We start from the raw sequence: 17,938 nt of genomic DNA, 5'->3' as shown, positions 1-17,938 counted from the left end.
CCTATCGCAGAGGTAACGGAAGATGGTGCGCTTGTGCGCCATGTGAGAAGCGGAGGATCTTCGAGGCGCGAAGCCCAGCATCCGGACCAGACCACCACCGGCGGGCATCGCCGCCAGCATCACCGCGCGACGACCTCGACTTCGCCGTCGACGCCGTTCACGACGTTGAAGCCGCGCTCGTAGACCTTGCCCTCGTTCTTGGCGATGGCGCGGTATTCGCCTTCGGAGAGCACGACGCGCGGGAAGGCGCCGATCGATTCCTTGATGACGTCGCCGCCCGGGGTCAGCACCGACCAGGCGGTGTTGGCCAGCGCTTCCCCGCCCCTGTCGCTGACGAGCTTGAGCGTGATCACGGCAGCGCGGTGGGTGATGGTGACGTCGGTGAGCTTGCCGGCCTGGACGCGGATGTCGGAGCGCACCACAGAGTTGGCATCGCCATAGTTGGAGACGATGTAGTAGGTGCCCTCCGGTATCAGCACGACGTCGCCGGCGGCGACGTTCGGCACCAGGGAAGCCCGCTCGCCGGATTCGAACTGGCTGCCCTTGTAGATCGCGAACGAGATCTGGTTCTGCGGAATGCGGCTGGTGCCGACGCGGCCCTCGATGCGCAAGCCCCCGGCCGGCAGCACGAAGGATTCACGGTCGGTCTCCGCTTTCAGGCTGACGGTGCGCACCGCACTGACGAGGCCGAAGGCGACGTGCACGACGTAATTGCCCGGCGGCAGCACGATGTTGGGCGTGGCGTTGCGGTCCTCGCGGATCAGCTTGAAGGTGCCGTTCTCGTCGGGACGGTCGGCAAATACGCGCCAGACCAGGCCGCTGGTGATCGGCGGAGCATCCTTGCCGTATTTCGCGGTCAGCGACAGCACGCCCTGGCCGGGCACGGCCGCATTCAGCGGCGCGGCCGGCGGCACGGTCGTGACCGCGGGCGGCGGCATGGTGGGCGAAGTCGGCTGCATCAGGGTCGGCGGCAGGCTCAGCGGCCCGGCGCCTGCCCCCGAGGGCGGTGCCAGATTGATGGCGCCGCCGGGATCCGGCACCGACGCAGGGGGCACCGGCGGCGGACGATCGGAGAAAAGCTGCGCTTGCGCCGCGTTTTGGCCAAGGGAGACCAGGCCGAAGGACGCAAGGCACGCCGCAAGGGTCAGCGCCGGCAGCAGCCGATCGCTGCGCCGCCATCTGATGATGCCGTCACCCCCGCGTGTCATGTCCCTGCTTTTCACTGAAAACGCGGCAAATTCAAGCCTCAGGAACCCGCTGGAATACGGTCATTTGGAACCCGGTTGACGCCTGCGTGATTAGTCTCGCAGCAACCGTCCATCGCCATACTCCTGCCCTGTGCCCTTCCCAAAGCGGCATAAACCATGCTCTGCCCCGGTTCTGGCGGAGTGCCAGTGCGGTGCTTAGTCTAGTGATACGGGCCTGGCCCAGGGGAGTTTTTCAGTGCTGGACATCTTGAAGGGTCGGGGCGCGAACGGCTCGAATAGCGAGAAAGTCGGCTTGGGCAGCATCCGCCGGCCGGTCATCGGCCTTGCCCTCGGCGGCGGTGCGGCGCGCGGCTTCGCCCATATCGGCATCATCCGGACTCTGCTCGCCAACGGCATCGCGCCCGACGTCGTGGTCGGCACCTCGATCGGCGCGGTGGTCGGCGGCCTCTATGCGGCCGGCCAGCTCGATACGCTGGAAGAATGGGGCCGCAGCCTGCAAGGCATGCGCAACATCCTCGGCTATCTCGACATCCGCCTCAACGGCTCAGGCCTGATCGGCGGCGAGAAGCTGGCGACCCGGCTCGAGGAAGCGTGCGGCCGAACCCTGATCGAGGATCTCCCGATCAAGTTCGCGGCGGTCGCCACCGAGGTCCGCACCGGCCACGAGATCTGGCTGACGCGCGGGCGCGTGGTCGACGCGATGCGCGCCTCCTATGCGCTGCCCGGCATCTTCTCTCCCGTCCTGATCGGCGACCGCTGGCTGGTCGACGGCGCGCTGGTGAATCCGGTACCGGTCTCGGCGGCACGGGCGCTCGGCGCCGAAATCGTTATCGCGGCAAATCTTTCCAGCGATATCTTCACCTATTCGACGACGGTCTATTCCCACGGCGCGATGCCCGAACCGGTCGTGCCCGTGCCTGAGGAGACAACGTCAAAACGGCGCTTCCCGCGATTCTTCTCGCCTGAGAAAACGGTGAAGCGCGAGTTTTTCGGCGCAAGCAGCAGCCGCCCCGGCCTTTCGTCGGTGATGGTCGACGCCTTCAACATCATGCAGGACCGCATCACCCGCGCCCGCCTCGCCGGCGATCCACCTGATATGCTGATCACGCCGCGGGTCGGCCATTTCGGCTGGTTCGACTTCCACCGTGCCGATGACCTCATCGCCTTGGGCACCCGCGCCGCCGAGCGTGCGTTGGACTCCATTCAGGAAGCGATCCACGTGCTGGCGCCGCCGCCCGAAGGCGCGGCGCCCAAGATCAGCGAGTAAAGCCGCTCAAGCCGTCTTGATGTAGTCGCGCAGGGCTTCTTGCTCGGCCTCGTATTCCTGGACGCGGCGCTTGACGATGTCGCCGATCGAGATCAGGCCCACCACCTTGCCATTGTCGATCACGGGCAGATGGCGGAACTTGCCTGTGGTCATTATCTCCATGAGTTCGGCGACTGTGTCGGTCTCCTTGCAGGTGACCACCTTGCGGGTCATGACCTGAGCGACCGGCTCCTCCAGCACGCCGGCGCCGCGTTCGCCGAGCACGCGCACGATGTCGCGCTCGGACAGGATGCCTTCGAGCCGGCTCTGGTTCATCACCAGCACCGCGCCGATCTTCTTCTCACCGAGCAGCTTGATCGCGGCCGACAGCTTGGCGTCGGGCTCGACGCTCACGATCTGGTGGCCCTTGGTGTTGAGAATGGAACGTACCGTCATTGTCGCCTCCCTGAATCGGAGCCGTCCGCCCTTTGGCGATCCGGAACTTGTTCGCGAGTCTTCAACTAACAGTTTCAGCGCCGGTTTCACGCTCGGGCGCCTTGCGAAGCATTGCCTTGTTACCGTCTGAGCATGATCTCGCCGGAAAACCGCTACGCTTTTCCGGATCATGCTCGATCAGCTTGCAGCTTCGGAACATTCTTCTCGGGAATGATGGATGAATTCGGGCCGCGCCGCAAGCGCCGCTTCAAATACGGTCTGAGACGTCCCGTGATGACGCATCCGCAGCATCGCTTCGCATGCGCGGCAGCGGATCGAACAGCGCAAACAGCAGCAGCCCCGCGAAGAAACCGCCGATATGGGCCTGCCAGGCCACGCTCGTGGTCTCGGCATCGATGCCAATTGCGCCAACGCCGAAGATGATGTTGACGCCGAACCAAACGCTGAGGAAGCCGACCACCCGTCCGTCGCGCAACGCGCGCGACAGCGGCAGCGCTGGAACCTTTGCGGCGGTATCGGCGTCCGAACGGCTGAACGATAGGAAGCTGCCGCGGGCGAACGCGAAGCGGATCGCCGCCGCCATCGCTCCCGACACCGAGGCCGACGCGCCGATCATCGGCGCCACCGCATGCTCATGGGTGACGAGATGGGCGAGCGCGCCGGCCGCCGCCGTCACCGCCATGAACACGAAGAACCTGATGGCGCCAAAGCGCCGCGCCAGCGCGCTGCCGAACGGCAGCAGCCACAGCACGTTAAAGCCGAGATGGGTCAAATTGGCGTGCAGCAGCGAATAGGTGACGAAGGTCCAGACCTTCGCACCCGCCCCGCCCGGAATCTGCAGATTGAGCAGCGAGGAATCGTAGCGCTTCGGGATGAAGCCGAAGACGTCGATGGTCCAGTTTTCGATCTCCGGCGGCAGCAGCACCCGCAGATGGATCAGCGCCAGCAGGGCGATATAGCCGGTCAGCGCCGCGGGCAACGTCAGGATCGGCTCGCGCGAAGCCTCCTCAACGACGGCCGGCACGTCCGTTTGAGAACCTTGCGGCGGAAAGTCTTGCGGGGAATCCAAGGCAGCTTCGCTTTCAGCGCGATCGGAGCGGTGCTTGGAGATAGTCGCCTTTGCCGGCCTTGCGCAAGTGCACAAAAGGAAATGGGAGGGCCCTGGGAAAAGCCCTCCCTGTCCGTGTTGTCGGCCTTCCGGTACCTTCCCGGGAATAAGGTGTATCCCCACCCCTCCCGCGGCCCGCGACCAAACTGTTTGACGCCCTGTGTACAGGCCTCGCCGAGAACCTGGAGAAAGCGGCGAAGCTTGCGACCGCGATCACCTTAGCAGGCAGGCTGGCGGTGCAAAGCGCATAGTTAATTTAACGTTAACAACGCAAAGACAGCCGCCGAGGAGCTGAAAACACCCCAGCGGCATGGACGCTGCAGATCCCCTCCTGCACAACAACGAAAGGGATCGCGGGTGCACTGAAGCGGGACAGGTTTGTCCCGGGAGGTTGCGCCCCCGAATAAGCGTCAGTCATGAAACATCCGTCGAGCCGCGAGTTCTTCGCGTATTGGGACAACAAGCGCGGCGCAGCGCGGGCGCCCGATCGGGCCGACATCGATCCGGCCGCCGTCCGCGACCTGCTCGGCGATATCTTCGTGCTGTCCTGCGAGCAGAAGCTCGGCTTCCCGTTCCGCGTCGCCGGCACGCGCGTCTGTGCGCTCGCCGGGGGCGATCTCAAGGACCGGAGCTTTGCGGCGCTATTCACGCAAGCCAGCCGCGGCGAGATCGAGGAGATCACCACGATCGTCGCCGACGAGACCTTGGGTGCGATTGCCGGCGTCACGGCTCAACGCGAAAACGGCAGCAAGGCGCATCTCGAGCTGCTGCTGCTGCCCTTCAATGCCCGCCCGCATACGCCTGTCAGCGTGACCGGCGTGCTCGCACCGTTCGACGACGAATGCGGCGTGCTCGGTGCCTTCACCCTCACCTCCTGGCGCTATCTGCATCAGCCGGAGAAACTGCTGCCGCGCGCGATCCGCAAATTGCAGATCGCACGCGGGCTGATGGTGTATGAGGGGCTGCGGTAGACTTCGAAAGCTCCTGCGCAGGTGCCGATCGCGCGATGGATCGTCGCGCGCGGCATGACCGTTTTTGCCGGATTTGCGTCATTCCCGAAGTCGTCCCAACCGGATAGTTTCCGCGCCGCGTGAGATGACGAGCGGGTGACATCATCATGAGCTGGCGCATTCTGGCATGGACCCTCCTTGGCAGCGTGGCATTGCTGGTGGCGATCGGCGGAACGTGGCTGCTCCTGCTGCCAGGCGCGCCGGCATCGGGAACCGCGCCTGCGATCTCCAAAGACGAAGCCGAGGCGACGCTGGCCGCGCTGAAACCGCCGAAGCGACAGCGCCCTCTGATCGCCATCGTCGGCATCAACGACATGAGCGAGACCACCGACTATCTGATGCCCTACGGCATCCTCGCGCGGGCGGACGTCGCCGACGTCCTCACCCTGGCGACGCAGCCGGGACCGGTCACGCTCTATCCCGCACTCAGGGTGCAGCCCCATGCGACCATCGCCGAGTTCGACGCCGCGCATCCCGACGGCGCCGACTACGTCATCGTGCCCGCGATGAGCCGCGACGACGACACAGTCGTCCTGCAGTGGATCAGGAGCCAGGCCGGCAAGGGCGCGATCGTGATCGGCGTCTGCGTCGGCGCCACGGTCGTTGCCAACACCGGGCTGCTCGACGGCAAGAGAGCCACGACGCATTGGTATTCGGTGCGCGATCTTCAGAAGCATTCGACGGTCCGCTATACGGCGGACCGCAGACTGGTCGTCGACCGGGGCGTCGTAACGACCACCGGCATCACCGCATCCATGCCGATGGCCCTCACCTTGATCGAGGCCATTGCCGGTCGGGCCAAGGCCGAGGCGGTCGCCCGCGACATCGGCCTTGCGGCGTGGGATGCGCGCCACCGCAGCGACGCGTTCAGCTTCACGCGCCCCTTCGCGCTGACGGCGATCGCGAACACGCTCGCCTTCTGGAACCGCGAGCAGCTCGGTATAGCGCTGACGCCAGGTGTCGACGAGGTCTCGCTCGCGCTGGTCGCCGATGCATGGTCGCGGACCTATCGCTCACGCGCCCTCACCTTCGCCGCCACGGCAGAGGCGCGCACGAGCCGCGGAGGCCTCGGCATCCTGCCGGACCGGATCGCGGACGATTGGCCTGCGCAGCAGGCGCTGCCGGGAGCCGGCACCTCGCCGCCGGCACAGGCGCTGGATGAAACGCTACGTGCGATCGATGCGCGCTACGGATCGCGCACGGCCGACTTCGTGGCGATGCAGCTGGAATATCCGAAGCTGGATTGATCTCAGCGCGATCTCGCTGCAACGTGACGTCCCTCCCCGCTCACGACTCACGCGGGCGTGAACCCACCTGCTCGAACCAGTTTCAACCAGCCTCCGTCGAAGAACCGTGCGGGCCGTTCTGGTCTCGCCGAACCGAGACTGGAGACTTTCCATGAAACTCACATTGCCGAAAGTTGCTTTGATTGCCTTCGTTGCGGCGACCGCGTTCATCGCGACCAGTGTCAACGCCGCGCAGTACCGCACATACGGCTGCGAGTTCGCCTTGTTCGAGGGCTGTGGCAGCCTGATCGAGATGCCGAATCAAGGCGGACGACGCGTCGTCACCCATCGCGACACCTCGCCGACTTACATGAAGCAGACCGATCCTCGCTATAGCTCCGCGATGCGTGATGCCGGTGGCAGTGGCGGCGGTGGTGGTGGTGGTGGTGGTGGTGGTGGGGGCAGCGGTGGCCGCTGAGCTCACGCCTCTCTCTTCAGATGATGTCGCCAGTAGATGATGTCGCCAGTGCAATCCGGCGGCATCATTGCTGCCTGACCTGAATGGCGGACGCTCAACCTCGCCGTTTCTTCCTCGCCTTCTTCTTCCCCGGCGCGCCCTTCACGGGCCACGGCATGACCGAAGGCTCCGCGTGGCCCTGTTTGCTCTTATGCTTCTTTTGCTTCCCGAAAGAAGCAGCCTCGCCGAATTTCGGGCCACGCTCGCCGTGAGACGTGCTGCGCGGCTTGAATGCACCTGCCTCGCGCGCGCGATCGCTCTGACGCTCACGGTGATCATCGTCAGCGGCCTCGCGCCTAGGCGCATATGACCGCTCCTGCGAAGCCGCCTGCCGCTGCGGCCCGTCCGCCATCGGCTCGATGCGGATGCTGTCTTCCTTGTCCGGACGCTTGATCTTGGCAGCGAAGGAGTCCGCGACCCGCTCGGAAATCTCGAACTCGGTGGTGGTGTCCATGATCTTGATGGCGCCGATGTCGCCCTTGTCGATGCCGCCGCGGCGGCAGATCATCGGCAGCAGCCAGCGCGCCTCCGCGTTCTTGCGCCGGCCGATGGCGGCGCGGAACCAGACGCTGCCCTCGGCCATGCGATGTTTCGACGAGGACTTCCCGGATTTTGCTCGTGGCTTGCCGGGGCGATCGCCGCCGCCTTCACCTTCAAACCTGTCACGACCGCGATCTTCGCGCGGCTTGCCGCTGCGCTCGCCGGGATCGATGATGTCCTCGGGCGAGGGCAGCCGTGCCCGATAGAGCCGCGCCAACGCGGCGGCGATATCCTCGGGCGAACGCTCGGCCAGCAACGCCTGCGCCAGCACCAGATCGTCGGCGGTCGTCTCCTCGGTGAACAACACATCCTTCATGCGCGCGTGATCGAGCTTGCGGATCTCCTCCGCCTGCGGCGCCGTACCCCAGATGGCCTCGATGCCCGAGAGATTGAGCAGCAATTCCGCACGCCGGCGTCGTGCCGGCGGCACCAGGAGGACGCTCGTGCCCTTTCGTCCCGCACGTCCGGTTCGGCCCGAGCGGTGCTGCATGACTTCGGCGTCATTGGGCAGATCGGCATGGATGACGAGGTCGAGGCTCGGCAGGTCGATACCGCGGGCGGCGACGTCGGTCGCGACGCAGACGCGGGAGCGTCCGTCCCGGAGCGACTGCAGCGCCATGGTGCGTTCGTTCTGGGTCAATTCGCCTGACAGGGCGACCACGGAGAAGCCGCGCTCGAGCAGCGCCGCCTGCAAATGCCTCACGGCATCGCGCGTGCTGCAGAACACCAGCGCGCTCGGCGCCTCGTGGAATCGCAGCACGTTGACGACCGCGTGCTCGACGTCGGCGGGCGCGATCCGGATCGCGCGGTACTCGATATCGGCGTGGCCGCCTTCGTCGCCAGCGACCTCTATCCGGAGCGCGTCGCGTTGATATTGCCTGGCCAGTGCGACGATGCCGCGCGGAAACGTCGCCGAGAACAACAGGGTGCGGCGCGCCTCAGGCGTGGTCTCGAGGATGAACTCCATGTCCTCGCGAAAGCCGAGATTGAGCATCTCGTCGGCTTCGTCGAGCACGACCACCTTCAATTCCGAGATGTCGAGACGGCTTCGGCGCAAATGATCGCAGAGGCGGCCGGGCGTGCCGACGACGATATGGGCGCCGGCGGCCAGTTCGCGCTGCTCGCGGCGCGGATCCATGCCGCCAACACAGGAGACGACCCGCCCGCCCGTATGCCCGTAGAGCCATGCAAGCTCGCGCTGAACCTGCAAGGCAAGTTCGCGGGTCGGCGCCACGATCAGCGCGAGCGGCGCGCCGGCCTGCGCGAACCGCTCGGCGTCACCGAGCAGGTCCCTGGCCATGGCAAGGCCATAAGCCAGGGTCTTGCCGGAGCCGGTCTGGGCCGAGACCAGGAGGTCGCGGCCAGAGGCCTCGTCCGCGAGCACGGCGAGCTGAACGGGAGTCGGGGAATCATAGTTCCGCTCGCCCAAAGCGCGGGCGAGCGGCGGGGTCAGGGCCGGAAAAGACACGGGATGGACGAACCTTGGTTAATTCAGGCGCGCAAACGGTGAACCGGCGGACCTGAGCTCGCGTGCGCGGCAAACGGCCCGGCCGCACGCCGGATGTGATCTGGGCGCTCTTTACGCCAAGTGCGCTGAAATCACCATGCCTATGATGCATTGCCTGCCAGAGAACCGCGCCTGAAGGTCGCAAGGATTTGCCAGCCGGCAACTGCTTGGCGCGTCTAATCCCTGGAGGTCGCCAGCTTGCTGAAGCTGCCGACCAGCTTCGCCCTCGCCCGCGCAACAATGTCTCTTGCTGCAAAGGTCAAGGCGCGGACGGCGCGCCAGGCTTCGGTTGCCTGCAGCCACGCCTTCACGTCGGCAAACTTGCCATAGGTCCAGGCGAATGCCGGAATCCGCATCAGCTTGTCCCGCGTGAGATGGAACAGGCGCTCGACCAGAACGAGCTTGAGCAGCTCGCCGATGATGAAGGTCGCTGCGCCGCTCAGGACCTGGCCAGTTGCGGCAAGGTAGGCTGCCAGGGGCTTGATCGGCTCCAGAATGATCACGGGTACGGAAAACAAGGCGAGCGAAGGATAGGGCGGCAGCGACCTGATCCAGGCCCGCAATCGCGCGAATTGGAGGTGCCGCTCGACCCAGCGCGAAATTGGCCGCGCCACGGCCATGAAAACCGCGTCCACAAGGAAGTAGACGGCGGCCAGGACGTAAGTGACGGGTTTCAGAATTCGCTTCACGGCACCTCTCCCGTGAACTGAAAGCCGGAACTTGGGCCTAAGTTTCACCGCAGCATGAAGAGTTCGCGAATTCCCGATGGAACTTTCTGGGCGGTTCAGATCTCCGCATAGATCTCAAGCAAATTTCCATCGGGGTCGCGGAAGAACAGCGTGCGATGGCCGAAGGACTGGTTGGTCGGCGGCGACAGCAGCGCCACGCCCCGCCGCACGAGTTCGTCGGCGCACGCATCGACCTCAGTTGCCGACACCTTGAAGGCCAGTTGCAGCGAAGCGCTGCCCGGCGGCGTCGGCGCATCAGCGGCGGTCCGGCTCGGCCGTGCCAGCGCCAGCGTGTTGCTGCCGAGGCCGTACTCGATCCAGCTCGGCGAAAGCTCGCGCAGCAGGGACAAGGCGAGCACGTCTTCGTAGAAGCGCCGCATCGCCGCCATGTCGCGCACGAAGATGACGGTGTAGTCGATCGCGCGGATGGCGCTGAACGGCGAGCGGGGCTGGTTCGGTTCGAGGGTCGGTTCGTTGGTCATCTCGTCATTCATTCCAAACCCCGACTCGTAGCCCCGCAAGGCGCCAACGGTCGGCGCAAAGCGCCACCCGCTTGACGGGGAACATGACCTACTCCACCAGCTCCGGCCACGGCACGATGGTCGACTTCACCGTCTTCATCGCCATCGCGTCCTGGACCGCCTGCGCGACGCCCGCTTCCGTGAACGGATAAATCGTCTGCATCTTCAGCCAGGGATACTTGTCGCGCGTCCGGTACAGCATGTCGACGCCGAGCGGCAGATCGTTGCCGGTGAAGCCCCAGGATCCCAGCACGTTGAGGTCCTTGGTGCAGATCCGGTGCCAGGAGGTCTCGATCGAGCCGGCGTCGGTGAACTGGCCCATCTCGACATAGGTGCCGCCGTCGCGCAGCATCTCGATGCCTTCGGGGCCGGCTGAGGGGTGTCCCGAGCAATCCATCACGAGATCAGCGCCGAAGCCGCCGACGATGTCGCGCACGCGTGCGATGCGATCTTGCGGCGACTTCAGTTCCTCGATGTTGACGGTCGCCTCCGCGCCGAATTCGCGGGCGAGCTTGAGCCGCGGCTGCTCCGGCGCGCCGACGCAGATCACGCGCCCTGCCCCCATCTCCTGCGCGGCTGCGACCGCCAGAATGCCGATCGGGCCGGAGCCCTGGATCACCACGGTATCGCCCCAGGAAAAACCGCCGGCGCGGATCGCGCGATTGAAGGCGCGGATGCAGGACGTCAGCGGCTCGGACAGCGCGCCCAGCCGCAGCGACATGTCGTCGGGCAGCTTGTAAATTTTGGTGCCCGGCAGCATGTCGAGATCGACATAGACATATTCGGCCCAGCCGCCCCACATGTGAGGCGCCTTCTCGAAGCCGAGATAGCGGCCGTAATAGACCGGCGTCAGGCACTTGTTGGCGACTTGCGGATAATGGATGCAGTAATAGCAGCGGCCGCAGGGCATCAGCGGCGGGATCATCACCTTCGAGCCGACCTTCAGCGGCTTGCTCATGAAGTCCTCGGTGAACTCGTCGCCGCATTCGACGATGACACCGCCGAGCTCGTGGCCGAGCGTGAACGGCCACGGCAGCGGTTTCGGCCAATGTCCCTTGAGAATATGCAAATCGGTGCCGCAGACCCCGCAGGCGCCGACCTTGATCAGCGCCGCCTTGCGGCCGACCTTCGGCCACGGCACGGTGCGGATGACAGGCTCCGAGCCCGGTCCTGCGTGGGTGCAGACGCGGATGGATTCCATGGCTGTGTCCTCGCTGCCCGTCTGTTATGATTGATTGGTGCGGGCGTGAGGCGAAACGTATGTGAGATGCACCGTTGTGCCAAGCGCGAGTCTCGTAGCCCGCATGCAGCAGAGCGGAATGCGGGCTCGGCGGCCCCGGATTGCGCTGCACGCCATCCGGGCTATGATCGAGGAGAATGCCGATGCTGCGTGACTATCAGCCGGCGGATGCGGAAGCGGTCAGGCGCGTCGCTCTCGCCGCCTTCGCGCAATTCGAGCAGGACTATTCCGACTGGCCGACGTTTACAGCCAATGTCGCGAAGATAACGGCGCTTTCCAGGACGGGCGAGATCATCGTCGCCGAAGACGGTGGTGAGATCGTCGGCGCCGTGGCCTATATCGGCCCACGGCAGCCAAAGCCGCCGTTCTTCGATCCGGCCTGGCCGATCATCCGCATGCTGGTGGTCGACCCCTTCGCGCGCGGCAAGGGCATTGGCCGGCAACTCACGGAAGAATGCGTTCGCCGCGCCGAGCGCGACCAGTCGCCGATCATCGCACTGCATACGACGCCGATCATGACGGTCGCTCTGCCGATGTATCTGCGGATGGGATTCGAGAAAGTGCGCGAGGCGCCGGATATCTCTGGCGTGCCTTATGCGGTCTACGTCAAGGCACTGGCGTAAGGCCGCACACGCAAACCTGTCGCATACTTCCCGCAGTCAGCGGTCTGCGATCGAAATCACCGAAGCGCGCGATGACGCGCAGGCCGCCCGAGGCCACGAGCAACGGCATCTCCTGCGGGAAGATGCAGCGCATCGGCAAGGCGGCTTGCCAAAAGTCCATCTCCGTCTCGCTCGACCAGTACCAATCAACGTGCCTGATCTGGGTGAGCGGGTCGTAGCTCGCAGTCTCCTCGACAGTGATCGCGCCAAGACCGTCGTGGACCACCGCGCCGATCAACTCGCGCTTGTTGGGATCAGAGTTGAGTATGGCGATATTGGGCAGGAAGGCGTCGAACACCAACCGACCCTTCGGCGATAGGTGTCTGCCGACCGATCCGAAGAAGCCTTTCAAGTCGTCGAGGCTATGCAGGTGGAGGATCGAGTTCATGGCAACGATGATGGTGTCGAACGTTCGCCCGCCGAGATCGAAATCGCGCATGTCCAGCTGGATGAGATCGAGCTCGACCGCCTGCGCCTTTGCGTTCTTCCGCGCGCGATCGAGCATCTCCGGCGACAAATCGCCTCCGACCACCTCAAGCCCGGCTTGCGCCAGCGGAATGGTCAGGCGACCGCTGCCGCACGCGAGATCGAGCACGCGGCCGCCGCGTTCGCTTGCGATCTCGACATAAAAGCGTTCGAGGATCGGCTCTCGCGGCGCCATCAAATCGTAGAGGTCAGGGCGGTCGTAGAGGCTGTTCTGTTCCATGAAGGCAATTGTACAGGATAATCTCGTGAGCGGCACGAGGTGACTTGTCCCCGGACCGCGCGCTGGTGATCGCGCTGCATACGAGGCCGAGCAACCCTCTCACACACCCAATTGTCTTGAGCGCTCGCCAGCGACCGTGTAAGGCCCGAGCAGTCCACCAAGGTGCTCGCTTGAACCCCCTCCCCCAGAATCCCTTGGCCGCGTCCGGCTCGTTCGCGGCGATGAAGTCCGTGCCCTACCGTCTCCAGTTCACGGCTTACGTGCTGGCGATGATGGCCGACAATATCGAGCATGTGATCAGCTATTGGGTGGTGTTCCAGAAATTCCATTCGCCGGCGCTGGCGGGCTTTGCGGTGCTGTCGCACTGGCTGCCGTTCCTATTGTTCTCGGTCGCGGTCGGCGGGCTCGCGGACCGGTTCGATCCGCGACGCATCATCCAGTGCGGCATGGTGCTGTTCATCGTGGCATCGAGCGGCTGGGGCTTCTTCTTTCTCACCGATACTATCCGGATGTGGCACGCGATGCTGCTGCTGGTGATCCATGGCTGCGCCGGCGTGTTGTGGCAGACGCCGAACCAGCTGCTGCTCTACGACCTCGTCGGCCCCGCCGATCTGCCGAGCGCAGTACGGCTGAACGCGATGGCACGCTATCTCGGCATCCTGGTCGGGCCTGCCGTTGGCGGCATCATCATGCTCAGCCTCGGCACCTCGCACGGCATCATCTTCAACACGCTGTTCTATCTGCCGATGCTGCTGTGGCTGTTCTGGGCGCCGATGCGCGACAAGAGCATCGCCATGCGGCGCTTCGCGGTGCGCGGCCTTGCCGACATCGTGCTGACGATGCGCGCGATCGGCACGCAGCCGGTGCTGTCAGCGATGACGTGGCTCGCCGGCCTCACCTCCTTCGTGATCGGCAACGCCTATCATGCCCAGATGCCGGGCTTTGCCGGCGATCTCGGCCATGGCGATCCCGGCGTCTCCTACAGCATGCTGCTCGCGGCCGACGCGGCCGGAGCGCTGCTCGCCGGCATCGCGCTGGAATCCTGGGGGCGTCTCAAGGGCACGCCGCGCACCGCGATCATGCTGGCGATGTGCTGGAGCGGGGCGCTGCTCGGCTTCGCTTTGGTGCGGATCTATCCGGCCGCGATCGTGCTGCTATTCTGCGCGGGCTTCTTCGAGCTGTCGTTCAACACCATGGCGCAGGCGCTGGTGCAGCTGAACGCACCGTCCGACATCCGCGGCCGCGTCGTCGGCCTTTACAACATGGCCGGCCTCGGCATGCGCGCCTTCAGCGGCATCACGGTCGGACTATCAGGCGCGGCGATCGGCATTCACTGGTCGCTCGGGCTCTCGGCCGCCGTGCTGCTCGCAGGGCTGTGTCTTCTCTATCGGCGGCGGGTGCGAGAGGCTTGACCGGCTCAGCCCGGCTGGGGTGCGCGGACGGGCCTGCCCGCCCTTGATGTGGCTTTTCCAGCGCATTGTGTCTGTCCGTGTCCGGCGGGCCCGATCCTAACGCGGCATTAACCCTATGCACCTTAGGGTCGTCCCGGACTCCGCCCGGGCGGGGGGTCGGGTGTTGGAAATGGCGTTGGCGAACAAAAAATTTCTTCCGGCCGCCGAGGAGCGTCGGCGTTTCCAGCGGGTGAAAGTGCACCTGCTCGGCCGTTACATGCTGCCGGACCGCCGCGAATTCCCCTGCCAGGTGATCAACATGTCGCCGGGCGGGCTGGCACTGCTGGCCCCCGGCATCGGCAATGTCGGCGACCGCGTCGTCGCCTATCTCGACCATATCGGCCGCGTCGAGGGCAAGATCACCCGGATCATCGACAATGGCTTCGCCATGACGATCGGTGCGACACCGCGGAAGCGCGACAAGCTTGCGGCCCAACTGACCTGGCTCGCCAACCGCGACATCCTCAATCTGCCGGAAGACCGCCGCCACGACCGTATCGTGCCGCGCAACCCGATCGCGGTGCTGACGCTCGAGGATGGCACCAAGATGACCTGCCGCATCATCGACCTGTCGCTGTCGGGCGCCGCGATCGCCGCGGAGAACCGCCCGCCGCTGAAATCGACGGTTCTGCTCGGCCGGGTCCAGGGCCGGGTGGTCCGAAACCTCGAAGACGGCTTCGCCCTGGAGTTCATGCACGAGCAGCCGGCCGAGACACTCGAAGAGAGCGTTACCGCCCGGTAAAGCGCAACGACCCCAAAACCACTGCATTTCCAGCCTCGAAGGCGGCCTCCGTGATGCGGACGCCGCCTTTTTCGTGCGTTGCGACCGGCCCCCCGCGGGTTAACGCAAGGGTTGCAGCTGCGCGCAAACGACGGCTTCAGCAGCGTTTGCCGCGTTAATAGATAAAAATTGAATCAATTGCAGTCATTTCAAACTTTATGAGAATTCGATTCAAGTATAGTTCGAATTCGACGCGCGTTTTACTTGCATTCGTCTCGACTTGACTTGGATGACTTAGCGGCAACTCAAAAGCTCCGTGCGAAATGTGGTCCCAACAAGAAACGGGGGCCGCAATGTTTGATTTCAGGGGACAGGGGAAAGGGCTGGCGCTGGCTGCCATGCTCTTCGGATTTAGCGCGGCAGCGCAGGCCGGCGAAGGCCGCCTGCTCTACGCGAGCCTCGGCGACACCACGCGTGCGCCGATCGGCTGGGTCGAGTTCTGTGCGGACAATGCCGCTCAGTGCCAGGGCGGGCCGACGCAGGCACGCGATATCGTGATGTCGCAGGCTGCATGGCGCGACCTCATCAAGGTCAATCGCTGGGTCAACGAGACCGTGAAGCCTTTGACCGACCAGGAGCACTGGGGCGTGATCGAGAAGTGGTCGCTGCCCTCAGACGGTTACGGCGACTGTGAAGACTACGTGCTGTTGAAGCGCAAGATGCTGATCGATGCCGGATGGCCGCGCGAGGCCCTGCTTATCACCGTCGTGCGCGACAAGAAGGGCGAAGGTCACGCGGTGCTGACGGTGAAGACCGACAAGGGCGAGTTCGTTCTCGACAATCAGAACGAGAACGTCCTTGCCTGGACGGAGACCGGCTACCGCTTCGTCAAGCGCCAGTCGCAGAGCGATCCCAACGTCTGGGTCTCGCTGGGCGATACCAAGCCGGCGGTCTCGACCGCCAGCGCGAGAGATTGATCGTTCACCCAAGGAAAGAGTCACGCGGCCCGGTCACATCCCCACCCCTCCCCGTCCCAGACCGGTTCGCGCGCGGCCAGGCTTCCCCCAAAGCCTGGCCGCAACTTTTTGAGGGAATTGCCACTCACTCCGCGGCTTCGAGATTAGCGGGCCTATCGACCTCGCCGAGCGGTGACACGGCAGGACCATTGAGCGCCGTGCCGTCAGGCGCGAACTGCGAGCCGTGACAGGGACAATCCCAGCACTGCTCCAGCGCATTCCAGTGCACGACGCAGCCGAGATGGGTGCAGCTGGCCGAGTGCAGATGCAGACGTCCGTTGCGGTCCCGGCAAGCGGCAATCTTCTTCAGGCCGCTGCGGACGAGACGCCCCTCGCCCGGCCGCAGCCGTTCGACGCTCGCAATCTCGCTCGCCGCAAGATACTCCGCAAAATTCTTCAGCGGGGTGATGTTCTCACTGATGAACTCGCCGATGTTCTTCTGGATCTTCCGTGACGGGGCGTAGATCTCTTGCCACGGGCTCGCACCCGTCGTGATCAGATCCGTCACCAAAAGGCCGGCGACGAGCCCGTTCGTGATCCCCTGCCCGGAATCGCCGCTGACGATGAACAGATGCTCCTCGCCGGGGCTGCGGCCGATGAAGCCGGCGAAATCAACCGGCTCCAGCACCTGGCCGGACCAGCGATGAGTGACCTCGCGCAAACCGGGCAAGCGATCGCGGGCCCAGCGCTCGAGTGCGTCGAGGCGCTGTGCGCCGTCGTTCGCTTCGCCGGATTTATGATCTTCGCCGCCGATGATCACGATGTCCTCGTCGGCAGAGAACGGCTGGAGCCGGACATAATGATAGGGATCGAGCGTATCCCAATAGAGCGCATCCTCCAGCGCGCCGGCCGCAATCTTCGCCGCAAGCGCATAGGTACGGTAAGGCGCCTGCTTGGTGTGGATCGCCACCTGCACATTGACGGGCGAGTTCGTCGCGACCACCACGTCGGCGGCGTGGACCTCGTGACCCGAGGCTGTCGTCACGACCATGTCGCCGTGGCGTTGACCGATGCTCTCAACACAGGTGTTGCTAAAGAGCCGCACACCCCGCCGCTCGAGTGCACGCGCTAACCCCGCGAGATATTTGGTCGGGTGCATGCGCGCCTGGCTTGGAAAGCGCAGCGAACGCACCTGGCCCTTGGCATGGAACGGGGTTGGCTCGATGCAATTCTTGACGGGAATTCCGAGCTTGCGACAGCAATCCAATTCCTTGTCCAGCTCCGATGCGGGCGTTTCGGACGCCAGCACCCAGTAACCGTCGACGCGTCGAAAATCACAATCGATGTGCTCGGCACCCTGGATGGCCTCGGCGCGATCGATCGCGGCAGCAACGCTCTGATAGTAGCGGAGCGCGCAATCAAGCCCGCGCACCCTCACCAACTCGTCGTAACCGTCGTCGAGCGCGGTGGCCAGGTGGGCAGTGGTCCGCGCCGTCATCCCGCTGCCGATGCCGCCGCGGTCCAGCACCACGACCGAGCGTCCATGGCTGGCGAGCTCATAGGCGACCGACAGCCCGGCAATTCCAGAACCGACAATGACGACGTCCGTACCCATCGTACCGGATAGCGCCGGGGCGTCGGCAACCGAAACATCCATCCAGAGCGATCGGGTGTGCTCGTCTCGTACATTCATGACACTACTCCTCGAAGCAACAAACGATGCGACGGGACGAGGGTTCCTCTCCGACCGCCGGCGAGCGGAAATGCCATTGAAGATCACCACATTCATTAGGAACCTTCATCGCGCTCGCGCTTGAAACCGCATGAAAAATCCATCACCCGGAATGCGCAGGGCGTTACGTCAAGCCCAATTGTACGGACACCTGCTCGTCCGGAATGACAGGCTGTATTACCCAGGAGGCAATCATCCGATCTGCTCGATCCAGCTTGCACGCGAGATGGTCAGGTCAGGATGGATGACCAAGCAGGACGGCGAATACGAGATCACGCCTGACGGGCAGCTTGCCGCCGAAAGCGAGTACAGTCGCTGATGCGCTCGCTGGGGTCCGGCCGCGACTTCGACAAAACGCCGGTCCTGACCGTCGAGCCAAAAACCATCCGGCGCAGGCGACAAG

Annotated in this window: 18 protein-coding genes; 9 read left to right on the top strand and 9 right to left on the bottom strand. The window is 64.7% G+C overall.

Annotated elements, in window-relative coordinates; all coding sequences use genetic code 11:
- Positions 1-119 precede the first annotated feature (119 nt).
- Positions 120-1,208, bottom strand: a complete 1,089-nt coding sequence (locus IVA91_RS12305; protein WP_247458794.1) for a hypothetical protein — start codon at positions 1,206-1,208, stop codon at positions 120-122.
- 235 nt (positions 1,209-1,443) lie between these two features.
- Between IVA91_RS12305 and IVA91_RS12300 the strand changes: the two genes are divergently transcribed.
- A complete protein-coding gene (locus tag IVA91_RS12300; protein ID WP_247280043.1) occupies positions 1,444-2,475 on the top strand; it encodes a patatin-like phospholipase family protein in 1,032 nt (343 codons plus the stop codon).
- Positions 2,476-2,481: 6 nt separating this feature from the next.
- Here the strand turns inward: IVA91_RS12300 and IVA91_RS12295 are convergent, their stop codons facing one another.
- Both IVA91_RS12295 and IVA91_RS12290 read right to left on the bottom strand, forming a co-directional pair.
- A complete protein-coding gene (locus IVA91_RS12295) occupies positions 2,482-2,910 on the bottom strand; it encodes a CBS domain-containing protein (protein WP_247420719.1) in 429 nt (142 codons plus the stop codon).
- A gap of 247 nt (positions 2,911-3,157) precedes the next feature.
- The gene (locus IVA91_RS12290; RefSeq protein ID WP_247458793.1) at positions 3,158-3,979 is read right to left on the bottom strand and encodes a rhomboid family intramembrane serine protease; all 822 of its coding nucleotides are present in this window, start codon (positions 3,977-3,979) and stop codon (positions 3,158-3,160) included.
- Between the two features lie 455 nt (positions 3,980-4,434).
- Between IVA91_RS12290 and IVA91_RS12285 the strand changes: the two genes are divergently transcribed.
- The 3 genes from IVA91_RS12285 to IVA91_RS12275 all read left to right on the top strand — a co-directional run bounded on the left by IVA91_RS12285 (position 4,435) and on the right by IVA91_RS12275 (position 6,732).
- Complete coding sequence (locus IVA91_RS12285; protein ID WP_247280046.1) at positions 4,435-4,989, top strand: PAS domain-containing protein; 555 nt, start codon at positions 4,435-4,437, stop codon at positions 4,987-4,989.
- Positions 4,990-5,135: 146 nt separating this feature from the next.
- Positions 5,136-6,275: a DJ-1/PfpI family protein gene (locus IVA91_RS12280; RefSeq protein ID WP_247458792.1), complete on the top strand. Its 1,140-nt coding sequence runs from the start codon at positions 5,136-5,138 to the stop codon at positions 6,273-6,275.
- 151 nt (positions 6,276-6,426) lie between these two features.
- Positions 6,427-6,732 carry a hypothetical protein gene (locus IVA91_RS12275; protein WP_247458791.1) on the top strand — a complete coding sequence of 102 codons (306 nt, stop codon included), beginning with the start codon at positions 6,427-6,429 and terminating at the stop codon, positions 6,730-6,732.
- A gap of 94 nt (positions 6,733-6,826) precedes the next feature.
- On the opposite strand, the gene IVA91_RS12270 is transcribed toward IVA91_RS12275, so the two are convergent.
- From IVA91_RS12270 to IVA91_RS12255, 4 genes are all read right to left on the bottom strand, one after another.
- Positions 6,827-8,779: a DEAD/DEAH box helicase gene (locus tag IVA91_RS12270; protein ID WP_247280049.1), complete on the bottom strand. Its 1,953-nt coding sequence runs from the start codon at positions 8,777-8,779 to the stop codon at positions 6,827-6,829.
- A gap of 215 nt (positions 8,780-8,994) precedes the next feature.
- Positions 8,995-9,507 (bottom strand): hypothetical protein, encoded by a 513-nt coding sequence (locus tag IVA91_RS12265; protein WP_247280050.1) that lies wholly within the window; start codon positions 9,505-9,507, stop codon positions 8,995-8,997.
- 95 nt (positions 9,508-9,602) lie between these two features.
- Positions 9,603-10,028, bottom strand: coding sequence for a VOC family protein (locus IVA91_RS12260; RefSeq protein ID WP_247280051.1), 426 nt, complete (start codon positions 10,026-10,028; stop codon positions 9,603-9,605).
- 88 nt (positions 10,029-10,116) lie between these two features.
- Positions 10,117-11,268, bottom strand: coding sequence for a zinc-binding dehydrogenase (locus IVA91_RS12255; RefSeq protein WP_247280052.1), 1,152 nt, complete (start codon positions 11,266-11,268; stop codon positions 10,117-10,119).
- 182 nt (positions 11,269-11,450) lie between these two features.
- Here IVA91_RS12255 and IVA91_RS12250 point away from each other — a divergent pair, with 182 nt between their 5' ends.
- Positions 11,451-11,930 (top strand): GNAT family N-acetyltransferase, encoded by a 480-nt coding sequence (locus tag IVA91_RS12250; RefSeq protein ID WP_247280053.1) that lies wholly within the window; start codon positions 11,451-11,453, stop codon positions 11,928-11,930.
- On the opposite strand, the gene IVA91_RS12245 is transcribed toward IVA91_RS12250, so the two are convergent.
- Positions 11,914-12,675 carry a class I SAM-dependent methyltransferase gene (locus IVA91_RS12245; protein WP_247280054.1) on the bottom strand — a complete coding sequence of 254 codons (762 nt, stop codon included), beginning with the start codon at positions 12,673-12,675 and terminating at the stop codon, positions 11,914-11,916. The two genes, IVA91_RS12250 and IVA91_RS12245, sit on opposite strands and share 17 nt — an antisense overlap.
- 170 nt (positions 12,676-12,845) lie before the next feature.
- Here IVA91_RS12245 and IVA91_RS12240 point away from each other — a divergent pair, with 170 nt between their 5' ends.
- The 3 genes from IVA91_RS12240 (at position 12,846) to IVA91_RS12230 (ending at position 15,824) form a co-directional block, all read left to right on the top strand.
- Positions 12,846-14,087, top strand: a complete 1,242-nt coding sequence (locus tag IVA91_RS12240) for an MFS transporter (RefSeq protein WP_256466403.1) — start codon at positions 12,846-12,848, stop codon at positions 14,085-14,087.
- A 169-nt stretch (positions 14,088-14,256) separates the two neighbouring features.
- Positions 14,257-14,868 carry a PilZ domain-containing protein gene (locus IVA91_RS12235; RefSeq protein ID WP_026312634.1) on the top strand — a complete coding sequence of 204 codons (612 nt, stop codon included), beginning with the start codon at positions 14,257-14,259 and terminating at the stop codon, positions 14,866-14,868.
- Between the two features lie 332 nt (positions 14,869-15,200).
- On the top strand, positions 15,201-15,824 hold the full coding sequence (locus tag IVA91_RS12230) for a transglutaminase-like cysteine peptidase (RefSeq protein WP_247280055.1): 624 nt from the start codon (positions 15,201-15,203) through the stop codon (positions 15,822-15,824).
- Between the two features lie 124 nt (positions 15,825-15,948).
- On the opposite strand, the gene IVA91_RS12225 is transcribed toward IVA91_RS12230, so the two are convergent.
- Positions 15,949-17,496: an FAD-dependent oxidoreductase gene (locus tag IVA91_RS12225; protein WP_247458790.1), complete on the bottom strand. Its 1,548-nt coding sequence runs from the start codon at positions 17,494-17,496 to the stop codon at positions 15,949-15,951.
- 130 nt (positions 17,497-17,626) lie between these two features.
- On the opposite strand from IVA91_RS12225, the gene IVA91_RS12220 reads away from it, so the two are divergent.
- The gene (locus tag IVA91_RS12220; protein ID WP_247280057.1) at positions 17,627-17,854 is read left to right on the top strand and encodes a hypothetical protein; all 228 of its coding nucleotides are present in this window, start codon (positions 17,627-17,629) and stop codon (positions 17,852-17,854) included.
- Positions 17,855-17,938 lie beyond the last annotated feature (84 nt).

This window comes from Bradyrhizobium sp. 153, assembly GCF_023073835.1.
Classification (GTDB): Bacteria; Pseudomonadota; Alphaproteobacteria; order Rhizobiales; family Xanthobacteraceae; genus Bradyrhizobium.
This window is presented reverse-complemented; position numbering and strand designations above follow the sequence as displayed.